We start from the raw sequence: 20,346 nt of genomic DNA, 5'->3' as shown, positions 1-20,346 counted from the left end.
CGGCAGCGCGAGCGGGCACGGCGGCGCGAGCGGACACGGCGGCGCGAGCGGACACGGCGGCGCGAGCGGACACGGCGGCGCGAGCGGACACGGCGGCGCGAGCGGACACGGCGGCGCGAGCGGACACGGCGGCGCGAGCGGACACGGCGGACGGAAGGGGCCCTGGCCGCACACGGAATCCCGTGCGGCCTGGGCGCCTTCCGTCCGTCTACCGGAACGCCGGCAGGTTGCGCTCGACCCATCCCGCGAACCCGCCCGCCGGGCGGCCCAGCACGGTCGCCACGTCCGCGCTGACCCTCGACTCGGCGGGAAGCGGCGCGCCGAGGACGTCCAGGGTGCCCGCGGCCGCCTCCTCCGGCATGAAGCGGGCCATGGCCGCGTGGGCCTCCTCGCGCGAAAGCTCCACGAACGTCACCTCCTCGCCCAGCGCCGCGGAGATGACCGCCGCCTGCTGGCGGGGGCTGATCGGCTCCGGGCCGGTCAGCTCGTAGACGCGGCCTCCGTGACCGCCCTCGCCGTCGCCGTCCTGACCGCGGGGTGAGCGGAGCGCCTTCGCCGCCACCGCCGCGATGTCCGCCGGGTCCACGACCGGGAGGGCCACGTCGGCGAAGGGGGCGAAGACCGTGCGCTTGGTACGGATCGTGTCGGCCCACGCGAAGGCGTTGGAGGCGAAGCCGCCGGGGCGCAGGATCGTGAAGTCGAGGTCCGATGCGCGTACCGCCGCCTCGAACTCGCGCAGGCGGGCATGCGAGGGCGCCTCCGGGCGGGTGGCGCTGACCTGGGAGGAGACCAGGACGACCCGTTCGACGCCGGCATCCGCGGCGGCCCGGAGCAGCAGCTCCGGGTCCTCGCCGAAGGCGTTGAGTTCGCCGCCCAGGACGATGAACAGGGCGCGGGCCCCGGTCAGGGGCGCCCGCATGCTCGCCGCGTCCCCGACGTGGCCCTCAATCCAGCGGACGCCGGGGGCGGCGGACGAGGCCTGCCGGGGGTGCCTGGACACCGCCACCACTTCCTCGCCCGCCTCGGTCAGCAGGTCCACCAGCGTCCGGCCGATGTTGCCGGTGGCGCCCGTCACTGTGATCATCGATTCCCCCTGTTAGTTAGTTGACTGACTAAGTCGGCTGGCTCAGACGCTAGCACGGATGACTCCCCGGTTGTCTATAGTCAGTTGGGTGACCAACTCAGTGGACCGGCGGGTGCGGGCGTCGCAGAAGCGGCAGCGGCTGATGGCCGCGGCCGCCCGGGTCCTGCACGAGCAGGGCGTCGAGCGCACCACCCTCGCGGACATCGCGCGGGAGGCCGACGTCCCGGTCGGGAACGTCTACTACTACTTCAAGACCAAGGACGAGCTGGTCCGGGCCGCGCTCGGCGAACACACCGCGCACCTCGACGAACTCACGGCCCGCCTCGACCGGCTGCCCGACCCGCGCGACCGGCTCAAGGCGCTGGTCGAGGCGTGGGTCGAGCAGCGTGACGTCGCCGCCCGGTACGGCTGCCCCACCGGCACCCTGGCCACCGAGCTCGGCAAACGCGGCGACGGGACCCTCGACGCGGAGGCCGGCGCGGTGATCCGGCGGCTGCTGGACTGGGCGGCACGCCAGTTCCGCGAGATGCGGCTGTCCGGCCCGGACGATCCTGACGACCTGGCCCTCACCCTCGTTGCCGGCTACCAGGGCATGTCGCTGCTGGCCAACGCGCTGCGCGACCCGGGCGTCATGACCCGCGAAGGCGCCCGTCTCCTCGACTGGCTCGGCTCACTACGGTGACGACGGCGGTGGGGACGGGAGCCAATGAGCCTCTCCTGAGAATTCCTTGAAACATTTTCCCCGGCCCACCGCATCAGTGAGGTGGAACGGCAGAGCGCCGGGCCGCGGGTGGGGTCAGGGACCGGGAAGCGGGGGAAGCTTGCGGATGAGCCAGAGGGCTGGGGAGGACTACGCCGAGTTCGCCGCGGCGCGGGCCGGGCATCTGTACCGGTCCGCCTGTCTGCTCACCGCCGGGGACACCTACCTCGCGGAGGACCTGGTGCAGGAGGCCCTCGGACGGATCTACGTCCGCTGGGGCCGGGTCTCCCGCGCCGAGAACCCCGCCGGGTACGCGCAGACCGTCCTCACCCGGACCTTCCTCGCCCACCGGCGGCGGTTCAGCAGCAGGGAGCGGGCCAGGGACTCGTTCCCCGAACTGGCCGACACCAGCGCCGATTCCGGCGGCGCCGATCCCTCGCTGCGGCTGACCCTGCTCGACGCGCTGGCGCGACTGCCTGCCAAGGACCGGGCCGTGGTCGTCCTGCGGTACTGGGAGGACCGGTCGGTGCACGAGACCGCGGACACGCTCAGCATGAGCTCGGCCGCGGTCCGTACGCGGTGCGTGCGCGCCCTCGGGCGGTTGCGCGAGCTGCTGGGCGCGGACCTCGCCGAGTACGCCCGCCCCTGACGTCAAGCCGCATCAACCCACATCAACCTGCATCAACCCGCATCGACCTTGTGGAGACGGTGGTTCGTCATGCCCGTGGAGCGGCAGCACAACGACAGTGAAAGCAGCGGTGAGCGCCCCTTCGAGGTGCGGCTCGCCGCCGCCCTGCACGACGCCGGGGACACCTTCGAGGCCGACCGGGGCACGCTCGTCGCCGGCGGTACGGTGCGGGGGCGGCGGCTACGGCTGTGGCGGCGGACGACCGTGCTGGGCGGCGCGGCCGGGGTCGCGCTCGCCGGGGTCGGCGGGGCGCTGCTGGCGCCCTGGAGCGGGGCGCCCTCCGAGCGGTCCCCGTCCGCCGTGAGCACCACCCCGCGCCCCGCCGCCTCCCCCACCGCCCGCGCCGTCACCTCGGACGACATGATCAGCATGCTGGAGAAGCTGCTGCCCGAGGGGAAGTTCAGCAAGCCGGCAGGGCGGGGCGTCGACGCGAACGGGCCGCTCGTGGCGCCGTACGCGCAGGTCGTGTTCGACGACGGGCACGGCCCCGGCGCCATCAGCGTCGCCGTGAACCGGGTGCTGCCGGGCGGGTCCGACGCCCGGCAGGCCGTGCAGTGCCCGGACAAGATCTACACGCCGTACGACGGTTGCGTCACCCGCCATCTGCCCGACGCGTCCGTCGTCACCGTCGTCAAGGGGTACGAGTATCCCGACCGGCGGGTGGACACCAAGCTCTGGACGGCGAACCTCGTCACCCCGGACGGCCACCACGTGTCCGTCAGCGAGTGGAACGCCGCCGCCGAGAAGGGCGCACCGATCAGCCGGGACGAACCGCCGCTGTCCGCCACCCAGTTGATGAAACTGGCGGCCGCGAAGGAGTGGCGCGGGGTCGTCGACGCCATTCCGGAGGACCCCCGGCAGACCCAGGAACCGCCCGTGGCGCAGGGGGACGGCAGGCCGATCCTGAAGACCCTCACCTCGCTCGTCCCCAAGGGGCTGAAGGTGGTCGCGCACGGGAGCGATGACGACAGCGAGTTCAGCTACGTCGTGGTCGACGACGGCAAGGGACGCAGTCTCGTCCAGATCAACGTGCAGCCGGACATGTCCGACGTCGCGAATCAGCTGTTCGGGGCCGGGTCCGAGACCCTTCCCGACGGGACCAGGGTCGCCGAGCGGAAGGAGCCCGGGGAGAAGGGTGGCGCCGGGGTCGTCATGTGGACCGTCGACACCATGCGCGCGGACGGCTTCCGCGTGGTGATCAGCGCCTTCAACTCGGGCTCGCAGCAGAGCGCCGCGACCCGCACCGCTCCGGCGCTGACCATGAAGCAGCTCCGCGCGATCGCACTGAGCGCGAAGTGGCGGCCGTAGGTCGCGTGCGGGTGGGTGGGGGCCGGTCGCGCAGTTCTCCTCCCCCGACCTTCGGCCGGGGTACCCCGGCGCCCCTTCGGGGGCGCTGCGGCCGACGCCGCGTTAGCCTCGGGAAGATCAGGCAGCAGGCGGCAGAAGGAGACACGCATGGCCAGGGTTCCCAGTTCGGTGATCGCCGCGGGCGGGCTCGTCGGGGGTTACGGCGTGGCCCGGTGGACGAAGCGGCGGCCGCTGGGCGGGGCCGTGCTGGCCGTCGCCGGGGCCGCTGCCGCGCAGCAGTGGCGGCAGCGGGCGGGCGGGAAGGCGGCGGGGGCGCTGTCCGCCGCGTACGTCGCCGCGTTCGCCGGGTCGCATCCGCTGGCCAAGAAGGTCGGCGCCTGGCCGTCCGTGCTCGGGGTGGCGGGTGCGGTGGCGCTGGCGTCCTGGGCCGTGGCGGACCGGCGGGCCTGAGCGCCGGGCGCTCCGCCGGGAGGGCCACGATGTGCGGTGTGCCGGCCCGCCGCCGTTTTGCGACTGCGGCGCCGTCGTGGCTGGAGCGCGGCTCCTCCCCCGGCGCCCTTCAAGGAGTGCGGAACGCCCGGCGGTAGGCCTGGGGGCTGGTGCCGACCACTCTCCTGAAGCGTTCACGGAAGGCGGTCGGGGAGCCGAAGCCCGACTGGGTGGCGATGCGTTCGACGGGGTGGGCGGTGGTCTCCAGCAGGTGCTGGGCCCTGCGCACCCGGGCCCGGTGCAGCCACTGCAGCGGGGTCGTGCCGGTCTGGTCGCGGAAGCGGCGGTTGAGGGTACGGGTGCTCATGCCGGCCTGGGCGGCGACCTCGTCCAGGGTGAGGTCGCGGTCGCAGTTGTCCTCCAGCCAGGCCAGGAGCGGCTCCAGGGTGGCACCGGCCGGGGCCGGCGGCTGGTCGTGGACGATGAACTGGGCCTGGCCGCCCTCCCGTTCCAGCGGCATGACCGACATCCGGGCGGTGTGCGCGGCGACCGCCGAGCCGTAGTCCTTGCGGACCATGTGCAGGCACATGTCCATCGCCGCGGCCGCGCCCGCCGAGGTCAGGAACTGGCCGTTGTCGACGTACAGGACGTTCGGGTCGACGTCGACGTCCGGGTGCAGCGCGGCCAGGGCGTCGGCCGCCGCCCAGTGCGTGGTGGCGCGCAGGCCGTCCAGGAGGCCGGTGGCCGCGAGGACGAACGCCCCGACGCAGACCGACGCGATCCGCGTGCCGTCCGCCGCCGCCGCGTGCAGGGCCTCGGCGACCTCGGGCGGCAGCGCGGGGTCGGGATCCGCGACGCCCGGCACGATGATCGTGTCCGCCTCGGCCAGCGTGTCCAGCCCGTACGGCGCCCTCACCGTGAACGCGCCGCCCGCCGCGGTCACCTCGTCCGCGGCCCCGCACACCCGCACCCGGTAGGCGTCCCGGCCGTCGGGCAGCCGGGCCCAGCCGAAGGTGTCGATCGGCACGGTGAAGTCGGACGGGATGACCTGGTCCAGGACGAGTACGGCGACGGTGTGCATGGCAGGAACGTAGCCGTTCGACGGGTTGCCGCCAAGCGTCCGTCCCATTTCCGCACGCCGGCATCCAGCGCTTGGCGAGAATCCGTCGAAGGGTGGCAGTATCGCCGGTTCTGCGCGATCATCCCGCCGCCTACGGTCGTCGCCGTGACCAAGTTCCTCCTCGCCGTCCATGTCCTCGCGGCGATCGTCGCGATCGGTCCCCTCACCGTCGCCGCCAGCATGTTCCCGCCGGCCGCCCGCCGTGCCATCGAGGCGCCGGACGGCGTCCGGGCCGCCGAGACCGTCCGGCTGCTGCACCGGATATGCCGGGTGTACGCCGTCGTCGGCGTCGCCGTCCCCGTGTTCGGGTTCGCCACGGCGAGCACCATGCATGTGCTGGGCAGTGCCTGGCTGATCACGTCGATCGCGCTCACCGCGCTCGCGGCGGTCGTCCTCGCCGCGCTGGTCCTGCCCCGGCAGAGCGCCCTTATGGAGGCCGGCGCGGGCAGCGGTACGCGGCAGATGACCGTCCAATTGACCATGTCCACCGGGGTGTTCAACCTGCTGTGGGCCGCCGTCACGGTGCTGATGATCGTGCGGCCGGGGTCGACCACCGGCGCCTGAGCGTCGTATCGGACGGCGGGGTTTCTGTCATCGGGGGGGCGGGCCGGTCCGGTGGAGGCGGGCGCGCGCTACGCCGTCGTTCGGGTGCGGGTACGCGGGGGCTGGTCGCGCAGTTCCCCGCGCCCCTGACGGGGCGCTGCCGAACCGGAGTGGGCCGGTCGCGCAGGTCCCGTGTCTCCGGTGGGGCGTTCAGGTTGCGGTGTTTCTTGGGGCGCTGCTCCACCCGTGGGGCCTGGACGCCCGTTCGGCCGTATGCGGGGGGCTTGGGGGCTTCTGTCCCGGTCGGCAGGCGCCAGGATGGCCGGAGGATCACGCCATGGAGCGTCTGGAGACACACACCGGTGACCGTTCTCAACGAACCCGAGCCCTCGGCCGTCCCCCATTACGACACTGAGGTGCCGCTGCGGGGCCGACAGCCCGGCAACGTCGTGGTGAAGTGGATGACCACCACCGACCACAAGACGATCGGCACGCTGTACCTGTCGACGTCGTTCGCGTTCTTCCTGATCGGCGGTGTGATGGCGCTGGTGATGCGCGCCGAGCTCGCTCGCCCCGGTCTGCAGATCGTCTCGAACGAGCAGTTCAACCAGGCGTTCACGATGCACGGCACGGTGATGCTGCTGATGTTCGCGACGCCGTTGTTCGCCGGCTTCACGAACTGGATCATGCCGCTCCAGATCGGCGCGCCCGATGTCGCGTTCCCGCGGCTGAACATGTTCGCCTACTGGCTCTACCTGTTCGGCTCGACCATCGCGGTCGGCGGCTTCCTCACCCCGCAGGGCGCGGCCGACTTCGGCTGGTTCGCCTACTCCCCGCTGTCGGACGCAATCCGCTCGCCGGGCATCGGCGCCGACATGTGGATCATGGGTCTGGCCTTCTCCGGCTTCGGCACCATCCTCGGCGCGGTCAACTTCATCACCACGATCATCTGCATGCGCGCCCCGGGCATGACCATGTTCCGCATGCCGATCTTCGTGTGGAACGTGCTGCTGACCGCCGTGCTGGTCCTCTTCGCCTTCCCCGTGCTCGCCGCGGCGCTCTTCGCCCTTGAGGCGGACCGGAAGTTCGGGGCGCACGTGTTCGACGCGGCGAACGGCGGGGCACTGCTCTGGCAGCACCTCTTCTGGTTCTTCGGCCATCCGGAGGTGTACATCATCGCGCTGCCGTTCTTCGGCATCGTGACCGAGGTGTTCCCGGTCTTCTCCCGCAAGCCGGTCTTCGGCTACATGGGCCTGGTGGCGGCGACCATCGCGATCGCCGGTCTGTCCGTGACCGTGTGGGCGCACCACATGTACGTCACCGGCGGTGTGCTCCTCCCCTTCTTCTCGTTCATGACCTTCCTGATCGCCGTCCCGACCGGGGTGAAGTTCTTCAACTGGATCGGCACCCTGTGGAAGGGCTCGGTGTCGTTCGAGACCCCGATGCTGTGGGCGACGGGCTTCCTCGTGACGTTCCTCTTCGGTGGCCTGACCGGCGTCATCCTGGCCTCGCCGCCGCTGGACTTCCACGTCTCCGACTCGTACTTCGTCGTCGCCCACTTCCACTACGTCGTCTTCGGCACGGTCGTCTTCGCGATGTTCTCCGGCTTCCACTTCTGGTGGCCGAAGATGACCGGCAAGATGCTCGACGAGCGGCTCGGGAAGATCACCTTCTGGACGCTGTTCATCGGCTTCCACGGCACCTTCCTGGTCCAGCACTGGCTGGGCGCCGAGGGCATGCCCCGTCGTTACGCCGACTACCTGGCGGCCGACGGCTTCACCACGCTGAACACGATCTCGTCGATCAGCTCCTTCCTGCTCGGCCTGTCGATGCTGCCGTTCCTCTACAACGTGTGGAAGACCGCCAGGTACGGCAAGCCGGTCGGCGTCGACGACCCGTGGGGCTACGGCCGTTCGCTGGAGTGGGCTACGTCCTGCCCGCCGCCGCGGCACAACTTCGTCACCCTGCCGCGGATCCGCAGCGAATCGCCCGCCTTCGACCTGCACCACCCCGACATCGCCGTGGCCGAGGCCGAGGCCCACGGCGTCCACTCATGACCGACCCGGGACACCGGGTGGGCGGCGGGCCGGGGCCGGGAGCCGGCGGAGACCTCGGCAACGAGGTGGAGGGCTACCTGCTGTGGCGGGCCAGGATCACGGAGGCCGAGCAGCGGGCGCGGGAGTTCACCGGGCGCATGGACTGGCTGACCACGGCCCAGCGCGACGAGGTCGAGCGCCACTACGTCGAGGACAGTCTCCGGCGCGCCCGGCAGGACCTCGAACGGATCGCCGCCCGCTGTGTGTCCCTGCGGGACGAGTACGAGCGGCGCTACCGGGAGCTGCGGGCGCGCTGCGTGGGATGGGCGGTGGCCGTGTGCGGGGGCGTCGCCTTCGTGGCCACCGCGATGACGGCCGTGTCGCTGGGCCGGTGAGCCGGTGAGCCGGTGAGCCGGTGAGCCGGTGAGCCGGTGAGCCGGTGAGCCGGTGAGCCGGTGAGCCGGTGAGCCGGTGAGCCGGTGAGCCGGTGAGCCGGTGAGCCGGTGAGGTGAATCGGCCGGCGGGAGGTGAGCCGCTCCGGGGACTCCTATGCGGGGGTCTTCGCCGGTCCGCCCTTCTCCGCCGTCGCGGCCGTCAGTGGACGTGCGATGTCCTCCAGGGACCGGCGTTCCGCGTTCACCGCGCACACCGCCGCCACCAGCCCCGCCGCGCACATCAGGCCCGCCCCGATCTGGAACGCCAGCACCGTGTCGGCCACCTTGCCCGTCCCCGTGAGGTCGGCGAAGAGCAGGGGGCCGCTGATGCCGCCCGCGGCCGTGCCCAGGGCGTAGAAGAACGCGATGGACATCGCCCGCGTCTCCATCGGGAAGATCTCGGAGACGGTCAGGTAGGCGCTGGACGCTCCCGCCGAGGCGAAGAAGAGGACCGCGCACCAGCAGGCCGTCAGCGTTCCCGCCGTCAGCACACCCTGGTCGAACAGCCAGGCGGTGAGGAACAGCAGCAGGCCGGACAGGAGATACGTCGACGAGATCATCACCCTCCTGCCCACCGTGTCGAAGAGCTTGCCCAGGAGCAGCGGGCCGAGGAAGTTGCCGACCGCGATGACCACGAAGTAGTAGCCGGTGTCCCCCGTCGGCACGTCGAAGAACTTGGTGAGGATCGCGCCGAAGCCGAAGGTGATCGCGTTGTAGAGGAACGCCTGGCCGATGAAGAGGGAGAAGCCGAGGACGGCGCGGCGCCGGTAGTCGTGGAAGACCGTGCGGGCGATCTCGGCGAAGGTGACGCTCCCGCGCTGGTGGATCACCAGTTCGCTCTCCGGTGCCGGGAGCGGCTTCCCGGTCTCCTCCTCGACCTTCCGCTCGATCGAGGAGACGATCTCCTCGGCTTCCCGTTCCCTGCCGTGGATCAGCAGCCAGCGCGGGCTCTCCGGGACGCTGCGCCGTACCAGCAGGATGACCAGGCCGAGGACGACGCCCAGCGCGAAGGTCAGGCGCCAGCCGACGTCCTTCGCCAGGAAGTCGGTGTTCAGCGCGACGATCGAGAGCAGCGAGCCGCCCACCGCGCCCACCCAGAAGCTGCCGTTGATGATCAGGTCGACGCGGCCGCGGTGGTAGGCGGGGATCAGCTCGTCGATCGCCGAGTTGATCGCCGCGTACTCGCCGCCGATGCCGAAGCCGGTCAGGAAGCGGAAGACGAAGAACCACCAGGGGGCGAAGGAGATCGAGGTCAGGGCGGTGGCGGCCAGGTAGACCGCCAGGGTGATCATGAAGAGCTTCTTGCGGCCGTAGCGGTCGGTCAGTCGGCCCCAGAAGAGGGCGCCGGTGCAGGCACCGGCCACGTAGAGGGCCGCTGCGATGCCGGTGACCTGGGAGGAGGAGATCGCGAGGCCGCTGCCCGGTTCGGAGAGGCGGCTCGCGATGTTGCCGACGACCGTGACCTCCAGGCCGTCCAGGATCCAGACGGTGCCGAGGCCGATGACGATCGTCCAGTGCCAGCGGGACCAGGGGAGCCGGTCCAGGCGGGCCGGGATGCGGGTGGTGACCGTCCGGCCGCCGTTTCCGTCCGCACCCATGTCCATAGCCGTACCCAACGCGCGCCTCCTTGCCCGGGAGTCCAGAACCGAAGCCGCCCGTTCGAGTGCCCCGGCCCGCGCGGTCTACGCCCCCAGAGCTCGCGACACCGTGAAGATCAGCACGCCGGCCAGCGACCCCACCACCGTGCCATTGATCCGGATGAACTGCAGGTCGCGGCCGATGTGCGCCTCGATCTTCCGGGTGGTGTGCTCGGCGTCCCAGCCGGCCACCGTGTCGGTGATGAGGGAGGTGATCTCCTTGCGGTACGTCGAGACGACGTGCACGGCCGCGCCCTCGACCCAGCTGTCGACCTTGTCCTGGACCTTGGGTTCGTTCGCCATCCGGGCGCCCAGCGAGATCAGGGAGGCGCGGACGCGCAGCCGCAGTTCGCTGCGCTCGTCCTCGGCCGCGGAGACGATCATGGAGCGTACGGCCGTCCAGGCGGACGCGATCAGGTCCTGCACCTCGCCGCGGCCCAGGACCTCGCCCTTGAGCCGCTCGACGCGGGCGCGGGTGTCGGTGTCGGACTGGAGGTCGTTCGCGAAGTCGGTGAGGAAGCGGTCGAGGGCGCCGCGGGCCGGGTGGGAGGGCATGTCCCGCATCTCGGAGCAGAAGCGGAGCAGCTCCTTGTAGACGCGCTCGCCGACGCGGCGGTCGACGAACCGGGGGGTCCAGCCGGGGGCGCCGCCCTGGACGGCGTCCATCACGGAGTCGCCGTGCAGCACCAGCCAGTCGTAGGCCCGGGTGACGACGAGGTCCACGGCGCGTTTGTGGCCGCCGTCGGCGACGACCCGCTCCAGCATCTTGCCGATGCCGGGGGCGATCTCCCGGGCGTCGGCGCGGCGGGTGATGGCCTCGCCGACGACCGCCTGGACGTCGGAGTCCCGCAGCACGGTGAGCGCGCCGCGAAGCGCTGTCGCGAGCTCGGCCGTGACCCGGTCGGCGTTCTTCGGCTCGGCCAGCCAGGCGCCGAGCCGGCTCCCGATCCCGACGGCGCGCAGCCGCTGCCGCACGACGTCCTGGGAGAGGAAGTTCTCCCCCACGAACTCGCCGAGCGAGACGCCGAGCTGGTCCTTCTTCGTGGGGATGATCGCGGTGTGCGGGATGGGCAGGCCGAGGGGGTGCCGGAAGAGGGCGGTCACCGCGAACCAGTCGGCGAGCGCGCCGACCATGCCGGCCTCGGCGGCCGCGGCGACGTAGTCCGCCCAGGTGCCGGCGCCGGCGCCGGACGCCCACTTGGCGAGGGCGTACACGAGGGCGACGAGCAGCAGCAGGCCGGTGGCCGTGGTCTTCATGCGCCGCACGCCGCGCTGGCGCTCCTCGTCTGCGGGCGTGAAGGCGTTCATGGACTTGTAGGACGGGGCGGGCTTCGCCCGGTCCACCGCTTCCGTACGTTCCTCCATCTGCTCCACCCGTTCGCACCCGGCACCACCCTCACGGTGATCCCGCACCCATTGTCCCTACCTGACCGACTCCCGAACCGAACCAAGAGTTCCCACCCCGGCCACACGGCGGTGCCGAACCGGGCCGTGGGCGCCTGCGGGCCGGTGGGGGCTTGTCGCGCAGTTCCCCGCGCCCCTTTGCGCCGGCTGTCCCACCGCCGCCCGAAGCACCCCGCTTCTCCCCACGCCCCGCACTCGGGGTTCCCCGCTCCCGCGGCTCCAGGCATCCGCTGCCGCTCTCCGCCCCCCGCCGCAACGGCGGTGCCGAACCGGGCCGGGGGCGCCTGCGGGCCGGTGGGGGCTTGTCGCGCAGTTCCCCGCGCCCCTTTGCGCCGGCTGTCCCACCGCCGCCAGAAGCGCCCCGCTTCTCCCCACGCCCCGCACTCGGGGTTCCCCGCTCCCGCGGCTCCAGGCATCCGCCGCGGCTCTCCGCCCCCCGCCGCAACGGCGGTGCCGAACCGGGCCGTGGGCGCCTGCGGGCCGGTGGGGGCTTGTCGCGCAGTTCCCCGCGCCCCTTTGCGGCGGCTGTCCCACCGCCGCCAGAAGCGCCCCGCTCCACGCCCCGCCGCAGCGGCGCTCAGGCACCACGGCGGTGTCCGGCGGTGGCGCCTGCGGGGCGGTGGGGGTTCTCCGCGCCTCTTTGCGGCGGGTGCGTCGCCGTCGTTCTCAGTGGTCGTCGTGCCTTCGGCGGGTGCGGTCCTCGCGGCGTTGGTGGTGGCGGGCGGCGTGGAGTTCGTGGCGGGCGGACTGGCGGTCCAGTCGGTCCTGGCGGCGTTCCTCCTTGAGGCGCTGGCGTTCGGCCCTCGTGACCTTGTGGGCCACCTCGACGCCGCCCCAGAAGGCGAAGCCCGTCACCACCACCCTGGGGGCGCCCGGGTCCGGCGACATGTCGTGCTCGCGTTCGTCGAAGCCGCCCATGACGCCGATGCCGCGCATCACGACCTCGACGCCCGGCGGCACGATCACGCTCATCCCGCCCATGATCGCGATGCAGTTGATCACGACCTCGCCGTCCGCGAAGTTCGCCTCGCGCAGGTCGATCTCGCCGCCGCCCCAGAACGCGAAGGAGTTGAAGCGCCTCGGCACCGTCCAGCGCCCCTTGCGCTGGAAGCCGGACATCACGGCCACCGCCCAGGAGGAGGTGCCCTCGCCGCCGACGATCCGGCTCGCCCAACTGCCGCTCGGGGATGCGGGCTTGGTGAGCGACACGGCCGGCGCCGCGGGCAGGTCCCGGGTGATCGGCGTCAGCTCGCCGTACGTACGGGCCCGGTACGTCGCCTCCAGCCGCTCCTCGAACTCCTCCATGTCGAGGCGCCCCTCCGCGAGGGCGTCCCGGAGGATCTCGGCGACTCGTTCACGATCGGCGTCGGAGGCGCGCAGCTCCGGGGCATCGTCGGTCATAGAGTGCAGACTACGAGTTCGCGGCGCCGGGGACCACGGGGCTACGGGGCCTATGCGGTGGCCCGGTCCGCGTACATCTTCGCGATCACCGCCTCGATGTCCGGCTCCCGTACCGAAAGGTCGGCCAACGGGTACTCCGCCGCGATCCGCGCCACCAGCGGCGCCGCCGACTCGGACGCCGGGAACGCCAGCCACTGCCGCGGCCCCTCCACCCTCACCACCCGCGCCGCCGGGCCCGCGTCGATCGGCGGGAGCTCCCGCTCCAGGTCGACCACGAGGGTGCGCTCGCTCTCCCCCGCCTCGTGCAGGCCGGCGAGCGGACCGTCGTACATCAGCCGCCCGTGGTCGATGACCATCACGCGGGAGCACAACTGCTCGATGTCCTGGAGGTCGTGGGTGGTGAGCAGGACCGTGGTGCCGCGTTCGGTGTTCAGTTCGCGCAGGAAGTCGCGGACCCTGGCCTTCGAGATGACGTCCAGGCCGATCGTCGGCTCGTCGAGATAGAGGACGTCCGGGTCGTGCAGGAGCGCGGCCACGATGTCGCCGCGCATCCGCTGGCCGAGGGAGAGCTGCCGTACCGGGACGTCCAGGAGGGAGGCCAGGGAGAGGAGTTCGACCAGGCGGTCCAGGTTCTCGCGGTAACGGGCGTCCGGGATGCGGTACATGCGGTGCATCAGGCGGTAGGAGTCGATGAGCGGGAGGTCCCACCAGAGTGTTGTGCGCTGGCCGAAGACCACGCCGATGCGGTGGGCCAGGCGGGTGCGTTCGCGGGAGGGGTCGATGCCGGCCACCCGGAGCCGGCCGCCGCTCGGGGTGAGGATGCCCGTCAGCATCTTGATCGTGGTCGACTTCCCGGCGCCGTTCGGGCCGATGTAGCCGACCATCTCGCCGCGCGCCACCGTGAAGGAGAGCGAGTCGACCGCCCGTACCTGCCGGCGTTCCCGTTTCAGGAAGCCGGTCCGCTTGCGGACGTCGAAGACCTTCTCGACCCCGTCGACCTCGATGAACATGTCCGACATCGGATCAACTCCCTGTACTTCGGTACGACTTGAGTCCCACCCGCCAGGCCGCGCCCGCCAGTGCGCAGCACACGGCCGCCACCAGCGGTGTCGACCACACCGTCCACGCCGGCAGCGCCAGCGGATAGGGCCGGCCCAGCACGTACGCGGCCGGCACCCAGTTGACGAAGGCCAGCGGCAGCATGAACGTCACCCCGCGCACGAAGTCCTTCCCGAACACCGTCGGCGGGTACTGGAGCAGCGTCGTACCGCCGTACGTGAACGCGTTCTGCACCTCCGCCGCGTCCTGCGCCAGGAACTGGAAGGCCGCGCCCGCCACGAACAGCGCGCAGAAGATCGCCGCGCCGCCGGCCAGTGTCAGCGGGACCAGCAGCACCTTCGCCGGTGTCCAGGCGACGTCCACGGAGACCAGCGCCCAGCCCAGCGCCACCCCGCCCTGGGTGATCCGGCCGAGGCGGCGCAGCGCGAAACGGTCGGCGCCGATCTGCGCGAGCACCGGGGCCGGCCGGACCAGCAGGGTGTCGAAGGAGCCGTCGCGGATCCGGGCGCCCAGCACGTCCATCGAGCCCAGCACCAGGTCGGCGACGCCGAACGCGGTGGCGGACAGGCCGTACAGGAAGCAGACCTCGGGCAGCGACCAGCCGCCGAGCGAGCGGACCTGTGTGAACATCAGCAGGATCGTGACGAGGTCCAGCCCGGTCACCAGCAGGTTCCCGGTCATCGTGAGGGCGAAGGACGTGCGGTAGATCATCGTGGAGCGGATCCACATCCCGGCGATCAGCCGGTAGGCCCGCAGCCCCTCCCGGACCCGTTCACCCGCCCCGCGCCACCTGCCCGGAGCACGCTCACCCACCCTGCACCACCACCCTCCGCGTCGCCGCCGACTGCACCAGCCGCCCCGCCGCCAGCAGCGCCACCGCCCATCCGGCCTGGAAGGCGAGCGCCTCCCCCACCCCGGTCTCGCCCATCAGCACGTCCGCCGGCATCTGGATCTGGGCCGCCCAGGGCAGCACGCGCACGACCTCGCCCAGGGCGCCCGGGAAGACGTTCAGCGGCAGGGTCATGCCCGAGAAGAAGATCCCCGCGACCATCATCACCTGGTTGGCGCCCATGCCGTCCATCAGCCAGAACGCGCTCAGCGCGACCAGGTAGCGGATGCCGAAGCTGACGACCATCGCGAGCAGCAGCGCGACCAGGAAGGCGGCCCAGGTGCCGGCGTCCGCGGGCAGCGCCATCGGGAAGAACACCGCGCCGACCAGGAAGGGGACCACGCCGCGACCCAGCAGCTGGAACAGCGAGCGGCCCAGGTCGGTCGCCAGCCACCACATCTGAAGATCGGCCGGACGGTACAGATCGATCGCGATCGCACCGGTGCGGATACGCTCCATCAGGTCTTTTTCCACGCCCCCGCCCTGGATCGCGAGCGTCGCGTACAGGCACTGCCCGAGCCACACATAGGTCACCGCCTGTGCCTGGTCATAGCCTCCGAGGTGCGGTTTCTCGTCCCACAGCGCCAAGTACGTGTAGACGAGGATGATCCCGAAGGCCGTATTGGTGAAGACCCCGGCGGCGGTGGCCGCCCGATACGTCGCGTACCGTCGGAAACCCCCCGCTGCGACGGCCGTGTACAACCGTCCCGCACCCACGCCAACCGACCTCCCGGACCGCCCGACACCGAAGCGCAGGAGCCTACTGCGCCGACGACACCGCAGGCCACGCAATTTCCGTGACCGAAGCGTGCCGGAATCCGGGAACGGAACGCGCGGTGCGAGAGTCTTCACCTGGGGGCGCAGAAGCGTACGAGGTCGTACGGGAACGAATGTACGACGCGAAACAGGAGTCCGTGCACGACATGAGCGACGAGCCGCAGCCGCAACAGCCGAACCAGGGCGGCAGAGGCCCGACGGAGCCGCCGGCCGCGGCCGAGGAGAAGCCGACCCCGGCGCAGCCGACGGCCGGGACGAAGCAGCCGGAGCCGCCCGCGGCGGCCGAGGAGAAGACGCCGGAGGCACCCGGACCGGCGGGAACGGAGCGGAAGCCGGCGGCCGAGGACACGCAGACCCGGCAGCTCGCCGCGGTCAGGGTGCCGAAGGCGCGACCGCCCGTTGCGGCCGAGGACCGGAACACGCAGGACCCACAGAGCGCGCAGAGCGCACGGGACGGGCAGCGCACACCGGACGGGCAGCGCACGCAGAACGCACAAGGCGGGCAGGACACGCAGACCCGGCAGCTCGCGGCGATCAGGCCGCCGAGGACGGCGGCGGTCGCCGCGGCCGCGCCGGTCACGCCGACCGGGACGGCCGGGGCGACCGGAACGGCCGGAGCGGAACCGCCCGGTGCCGAGCCGCCCGTGGCCGGCGTGCAGACGACGGGGGGCGGGAACAAGATGAAGAGGCCCAAGCGGACCGGATGGCGGCGGATCGTCCCGACCTGGCGGATGGTGCTCGGCACCTTCGTCATCGGGGTGCTGCTGGTGATCGGCCTGTTCTTCCTCGGCTACTCGATGGTGCAGATCCCGGCGGCCAACACGTTCGCCACCAAGCAGTCCAACGTGTACCTGTACGCCGACGGCTCCCAGCTCGCCCGCGACGGCGAGGTCAACCGGGAGAACGTGGACCTCTCCCAGGTCTCCGTGGACGCCCAGCACGCCGTGCTCGCCGCCGAGGACCGCGACTTCTACACCGAGTCCGCCGTCGACCCCAAGGCGATGCTGCGCGCCGCCTGGAACACCGCGACCGGCAAGGGCACCCAGTCCGGCTCGACCATCACCCAGCAGTACGTGAAGAACTACTACCTCGCGCAGGAGCAGACCGTCACCCGCAAGGTGAAGGAGTTCTTCATCTCGATCAAGCTGGACCGCAGCGAGCCCAAGGACCAGATCCTCGAGGGCTACCTCAACACCAGCTACTTCGGCCGCAACGCCTACGGCATCCAGGCCGCCGCCCAGGCCTACTACGGCAAGGACGCCATCGACCTCGACCCGGGCCGCGCCGCCTACCTCGCCGCGCTGGTCAACGCGCCGAGCGAATACGACGTCGTCGCCCACCCCGAGAACAAGGCGGCCGCGGTCGCCCGCTGGAACTACGTCCTGGACGGCATGGTCAAAAAGGGCTGGCTCAGCGAGTCCAAGCGGGCCGGCATGACGTTCCCGATGCCCAAGCAGCAGACCGTCTCCACCGGCATGTCCGGGCAGCGCGGCTACATCGTCAACGCGGTCAACGACTACCTGATCAAGAACAAGATCGTCGACTCGGACGCCCTGGAGGCCGGCGGCTACCGCATCACCACGACCCTGCAGAAGAGCCGGCAGAACGCCTTCGTCAAGGCGGTCGACGACAAGCTGATGTCGAAGCTGAGCAAGAACAACAAGGTCGACAACTACGTGCGGGCCGGCGGCGCCTCCGTCGACCCGAAGACCGGCCAGGTCGTCGCCATGTACGGCGGCATCGACTACGTGAAGCAGTACACCAACGGCGCGACCCGCGGTGACTTCCAGGTCGGCTCCACCTTCAAGCCGTTCGTCTTCGCCTCCGCCGTCGACAACGGCTCCACCACCCAGTCCGGGCAGCCCATCACCCCGAACACCTACTACGACGGCACCAACAAGCGCACCGTCCAGGGCTGGCCCGGCGGCGCCTACGCACCGGAGAACGAGGACGAGAAGTCGTACGGCCAGATCACCGTCCGCAAGGCCACCGACCTCTCCGTGAACTCGGTGTACGCGCAGATGGCGGTCGACGTCGGCCCGTCCAAGGTCAAGCAGACCGCCGTCGGCCTGGGCATCCCGGCCGACACCAAGGACCTCCAGCCGTACCCGTCGATCGCCCTGGGCACCGCCACCGCCAGCGTCCTCGACATGGCGGAGGCCTACGCCACGCTCGCCAACCACGGCAAGCACGGCACGTACACCATGGTCGACAAGGTCACCAGGGACGGCACGCAGGAGATCAAGCTGCCGGAGTCGGCGACCAAGCAGGCCGTCAGCCGGCAGGCCGCCGACACCACCACCTCGATCCTGCAGAGCGTGGTCGACAACGGCACCGCCACCGCCGCCCAGGCCGCGGGCCGCCCGGCCGCCGGCAAGACCGGCACCGCCGAGGAGGACACCGCCGCCTGGTTCGCGGGCTACACCCCCGACCTCTCCACCGTCGTCTCCGTGATGGGGCAGGACCCGGTCACGGCCGCCCACAAGTCGCTCTACGGCGCGCTCGGGCTGGAGCGCATCAACGGCGGCGGGGCCCCGACCGAGATCTGGGCGCAGTACACCAAGGACGCCCTGAAGGGCACCACGGCCTCCGACTTCGACCTGGAGCTCCAGGCCGGCGCCGAGACCGTGGCCCCGCCCACCCAGGGCACGGCCACCCCGGGCACCGGCGGCCAGGACAACGGCGGCACCACCGGCGGGAACCAGGACAACGGCGGCACCACCGACGGAGGCCAGGACAACGGCGGCACGACGGACGGCTCCACGACCGCCGGCACCACCGACGGCGGCACGACCGGCGGTGCCACCACCGACGGCTCGACCACGTCCGGTACGACGACCTCCGGAACCAATTCCGGCACGACCACCTCGGGAACGGACGCCGGCACCTCGACCGGGACCACGACCGACGGCACCAGTACCGGGACGACGGCGGGCGACGGGGGCGGCACCAACAACGGCACGACGGCGGGCGACGGGGGCGGGTTCGGGTTCGTCCAGTGACCGCCGGCCGCTGAGGGCCGGTCAATGACCGCTGGTCGCCTTGAGCCCCACCACGGCGACCAGCAGCAGGCACACGAAGAAGATCCGGGCGGCGGTGGCCGGCTCCCCCAGCACCACCATCCCGAACACCGCCGCCCCCGCCGCCCCGATCCCCACCCACACGCCGTAGGCGGTACCGATGGGGAGCGTCTTCGCGGCATACGACAGCAGCACCATGCTGGCGACGATCCCGCCGCCGGTGAACAGACTGGGCACGAGCCGGGTGAACCCGTCGGTGTACTTCATCCCCGCCGACCACCCGACCTCGAGCAGACCGGCGACGACCAGCAGAACCCAGGCAACCATGACGAGCACCTCCGAGACGTTTCACTGAGCACGGGGTGCGTCGTCTTTGCCTTCACGGTCCCGGTACGGCGCGTCTCGTCGGGCTGGCTCCTTCGAACATAGCAAAGAAACGACAAAGGGGCCTGGTGACCAAAGCCACCAGGCCCCTTTGGGTCTCTGAATCAGAGAATCAGAGATACAGGCCGGTCGAGTCCTCCGAGCCCTCGAACCGGTCGGCCGCCACCGCGTGCAGATCACGCTCCCGCATCAGCACGTACGCCACCCCCCGCACCTCGACCTCGGCACGGTCCTCCGGGTCGTACAGCACCCGGTCGCCGGGCTCCACCGTCCGCACGTTCTGCCCGACCGCGACCACCTCGGCCCAGGCCAGCCGGCGCCCGACGGCCGCCGTGGCGGGGATCAGGATGCCCCCGCCGGACCGTCGCTCGCCCTCACCGGTCTCCTGCTTGACCAGGACCCGGTCGTGCAGCATCCGGATGGGCAGCTTGTCGTGCTGGCTGCTCTGCTCGTCTCTCTTGGCGCTCACGCCTGTGAACCTACCTGCCTCTGATCAGCTCTTACGCCGCCGGGTACCGCTGAAGACCAGCAGCCCGACCACGCCCACGGCGACGAGCGCGACCGGCACCACCCGCTCCAGGCGCGGCGCGCCCTCGTCGTCCACGAACTGGGCCTTCACCTCGCTCACGACCCGGTTGACCTGGACGTAGGCCCTCCCGAGCGTGTGATCGACGTTGGCCGCGACCTTGGCCTTCGCATCGCCGACGATGGTCTTCGGGTGCACCCGCACCCCGATCTCGTCCAGCGTCTCGGCCAGCACCTCGCGGCGGCGCTTGATGTCCGCCTCGATCTGCGCCGGGGTTCTGGTGTCCGACGTCTCCGCCACCGTAGGCCCTCCGAAGTCTGCCGTACTGCCTGTTCTGGACAGTCTGTCAGCTCTCGCCGCCACCGCACGGCCAGGACCCCCCGTTACGCTAGACCGATGAGCGAGCGACTCCAGCCCGGGGACGTAGCCCCCGACTTCACCCTCCCCGACGCCGACGGCAACAAGGTGTCCCTCTCCGCCCACAAGGGCCGCAAGGTCATCGTCTACTTCTACCCCGCGGCCCTCACCCCAGGCTGCACGAAGCAGGCCTGTGACTTCACGGACAACCTCTCCCTCCTCGCCGACGCCGGCTACGACGTCCTGGGCATCTCCCCGGACGCCCCGGAGAAGCTGGGCAAGTTCCGCGAGAAGGAGAACCTCAAGGTCACCCTCCTCGCCGACCCCGACAAGAAGGTCCTCGACGCGTACGGCGCCTTCGGCGAGAAGATGAACTACGGCAAGACCTACCTGGGCGTCATCCGCTCCACGATCATCGTGGACGAGGAAGGCAAGGTGGAGAAGGCCCTCTACAACGTCCGCGCCACCGGCCACGTGGCCAAGATCATCAAGGACCTGGGCATCTGAGCACCACCTGACCCACCGCCGCAGACGGCTCGCACCGGGGTGC

At 71.3% G+C, this 20,346-nt stretch carries 20 protein-coding genes and 1 riboswitch; of the genes, 9 read left to right on the top strand and 11 right to left on the bottom strand.

Annotated elements, in window-relative coordinates; translation table 11 throughout:
* Positions 1–208: 208 nt before the first annotated feature.
* Positions 209–1,084, bottom strand: coding sequence for an SDR family oxidoreductase (locus BLW82_RS26815; RefSeq protein ID WP_093502501.1), 876 nt, complete (start codon positions 1,082–1,084; stop codon positions 209–211).
* Positions 1,085–1,226: 142 nt separating this feature from the next.
* Between BLW82_RS26815 and BLW82_RS26810 the strand changes: the two genes are divergently transcribed.
* From BLW82_RS26810 to BLW82_RS26795, 4 genes are all read left to right on the top strand, one after another.
* Complete coding sequence (locus BLW82_RS26810) at positions 1,227–1,766, top strand: TetR/AcrR family transcriptional regulator (protein ID WP_218162418.1); 540 nt, start codon at positions 1,227–1,229, stop codon at positions 1,764–1,766.
* A gap of 145 nt (positions 1,767–1,911) precedes the next feature.
* A complete protein-coding gene (locus tag BLW82_RS26805) occupies positions 1,912–2,433 on the top strand; it encodes a SigE family RNA polymerase sigma factor (RefSeq protein ID WP_093502499.1) in 522 nt (173 codons plus the stop codon).
* A gap of 69 nt (positions 2,434–2,502) precedes the next feature.
* Complete coding sequence (locus BLW82_RS26800) at positions 2,503–3,780, top strand: hypothetical protein (RefSeq protein ID WP_093502497.1); 1,278 nt, start codon at positions 2,503–2,505, stop codon at positions 3,778–3,780.
* Positions 3,781–3,927: 147 nt separating this feature from the next.
* Positions 3,928–4,230 carry a hypothetical protein gene (locus BLW82_RS26795; protein WP_093502495.1) on the top strand — a complete coding sequence of 101 codons (303 nt, stop codon included), beginning with the start codon at positions 3,928–3,930 and terminating at the stop codon, positions 4,228–4,230.
* 109 nt (positions 4,231–4,339) lie between these two features.
* Here BLW82_RS26795 and BLW82_RS26790 read toward each other — a convergent pair whose 3' ends face one another.
* The gene (locus BLW82_RS26790; RefSeq protein WP_093508289.1) at positions 4,340–5,290 is read right to left on the bottom strand and encodes a GlxA family transcriptional regulator; all 951 of its coding nucleotides are present in this window, start codon (positions 5,288–5,290) and stop codon (positions 4,340–4,342) included.
* 144 nt (positions 5,291–5,434) lie between these two features.
* Between BLW82_RS26790 and BLW82_RS26785 the strand changes: the two genes are divergently transcribed.
* The 3 genes from BLW82_RS26785 to BLW82_RS26775 all read left to right on the top strand — a co-directional run bounded on the left by BLW82_RS26785 (position 5,435) and on the right by BLW82_RS26775 (position 8,303).
* A complete protein-coding gene (locus tag BLW82_RS26785; protein ID WP_093502493.1) occupies positions 5,435–5,893 on the top strand; it encodes a hypothetical protein in 459 nt (152 codons plus the stop codon).
* Positions 5,894–6,234: 341 nt separating this feature from the next.
* Positions 6,235–7,929, top strand: a complete 1,695-nt coding sequence (ctaD, locus tag BLW82_RS26780; protein ID WP_093502491.1) for an aa3-type cytochrome oxidase subunit I — start codon at positions 6,235–6,237, stop codon at positions 7,927–7,929.
* On the top strand, positions 7,926–8,303 hold the full coding sequence (locus BLW82_RS26775; protein ID WP_093502489.1) for a cytochrome C oxidase subunit I: 378 nt from the start codon (positions 7,926–7,928) through the stop codon (positions 8,301–8,303). The genes ctaD and BLW82_RS26775 overlap by 4 nt, the downstream gene beginning before the upstream one ends.
* A gap of 152 nt (positions 8,304–8,455) precedes the next feature.
* Here the strand turns inward: BLW82_RS26775 and BLW82_RS26770 are convergent, their stop codons facing one another.
* The 6 genes from BLW82_RS26770 to BLW82_RS26745 all read right to left on the bottom strand — a co-directional run bounded on the left by BLW82_RS26770 (position 8,456) and on the right by BLW82_RS26745 (position 15,434).
* The gene (locus BLW82_RS26770; protein ID WP_093508288.1) at positions 8,456–9,940 is read right to left on the bottom strand and encodes an MFS transporter; all 1,485 of its coding nucleotides are present in this window, start codon (positions 9,938–9,940) and stop codon (positions 8,456–8,458) included.
* Positions 9,941–10,024: 84 nt separating this feature from the next.
* Entirely contained in the window at positions 10,025–11,344 is a 1,320-nt protein-coding gene (locus BLW82_RS26765) for a DUF445 domain-containing protein (RefSeq protein ID WP_093508287.1), read from the bottom strand.
* Positions 11,345–12,049: 705 nt separating this feature from the next.
* A complete protein-coding gene (locus BLW82_RS26760) occupies positions 12,050–12,784 on the bottom strand; it encodes a DUF1707 SHOCT-like domain-containing protein (RefSeq protein ID WP_093502487.1) in 735 nt (244 codons plus the stop codon).
* Positions 12,785–12,834: 50 nt separating this feature from the next.
* Positions 12,835–13,803, bottom strand: coding sequence for an ABC transporter ATP-binding protein (locus BLW82_RS26755; protein WP_093502486.1), 969 nt, complete (start codon positions 13,801–13,803; stop codon positions 12,835–12,837).
* A 4-nt stretch (positions 13,804–13,807) separates the two neighbouring features.
* Positions 13,808–14,572 carry an ABC transporter permease gene (locus BLW82_RS26750; protein ID WP_093508286.1) on the bottom strand — a complete coding sequence of 255 codons (765 nt, stop codon included), beginning with the start codon at positions 14,570–14,572 and terminating at the stop codon, positions 13,808–13,810.
* Positions 14,573–14,648: 76 nt separating this feature from the next.
* Positions 14,649–15,434, bottom strand: coding sequence for an ABC transporter permease (locus BLW82_RS26745; protein WP_177233077.1), 786 nt, complete (start codon positions 15,432–15,434; stop codon positions 14,649–14,651).
* 221 nt (positions 15,435–15,655) lie between these two features.
* Between BLW82_RS26745 and BLW82_RS26740 the strand changes: the two genes are divergently transcribed.
* Positions 15,656–18,511, top strand: coding sequence for a transglycosylase domain-containing protein (locus tag BLW82_RS26740; protein ID WP_371131413.1), 2,856 nt, complete (start codon positions 15,656–15,658; stop codon positions 18,509–18,511).
* A 21-nt stretch (positions 18,512–18,532) separates the two neighbouring features.
* On the opposite strand, the gene BLW82_RS26735 is transcribed toward BLW82_RS26740, so the two are convergent.
* The 3 genes from BLW82_RS26735 to BLW82_RS26725 form a co-directional block, all read right to left on the bottom strand.
* Positions 18,533–18,856, bottom strand: coding sequence for a DMT family transporter (locus tag BLW82_RS26735; RefSeq protein ID WP_093508284.1), 324 nt, complete (start codon positions 18,854–18,856; stop codon positions 18,533–18,535).
* 34 nt (positions 18,857–18,890) lie between these two features.
* A riboswitch (guanidine-III (ykkC-III) riboswitch) is annotated at positions 18,891–18,959 on the bottom strand.
* Positions 18,960–19,025: 66 nt separating this feature from the next.
* Positions 19,026–19,382, bottom strand: coding sequence for a GroES family chaperonin (locus BLW82_RS26730; protein WP_093502483.1), 357 nt, complete (start codon positions 19,380–19,382; stop codon positions 19,026–19,028).
* A 24-nt stretch (positions 19,383–19,406) separates the two neighbouring features.
* Complete coding sequence (locus BLW82_RS26725; protein ID WP_093502481.1) at positions 19,407–19,739, bottom strand: DUF3618 domain-containing protein; 333 nt, start codon at positions 19,737–19,739, stop codon at positions 19,407–19,409.
* A gap of 96 nt (positions 19,740–19,835) precedes the next feature.
* On the opposite strand from BLW82_RS26725, the gene bcp reads away from it, so the two are divergent.
* Complete coding sequence (bcp, locus tag BLW82_RS26720; RefSeq protein ID WP_093502479.1) at positions 19,836–20,303, top strand: thioredoxin-dependent thiol peroxidase; 468 nt, start codon at positions 19,836–19,838, stop codon at positions 20,301–20,303.
* Positions 20,304–20,346 lie beyond the last annotated feature (43 nt).

Source organism: Streptomyces sp. Ag109_O5-10, assembly GCF_900105755.1.
Classification (GTDB): Bacteria; Actinomycetota; Actinomycetes; order Streptomycetales; family Streptomycetaceae; genus Streptomyces.
Note: the sequence above shows the minus strand (reverse complement) of the source record. Positions and strands in the feature narration are given on the sequence as shown.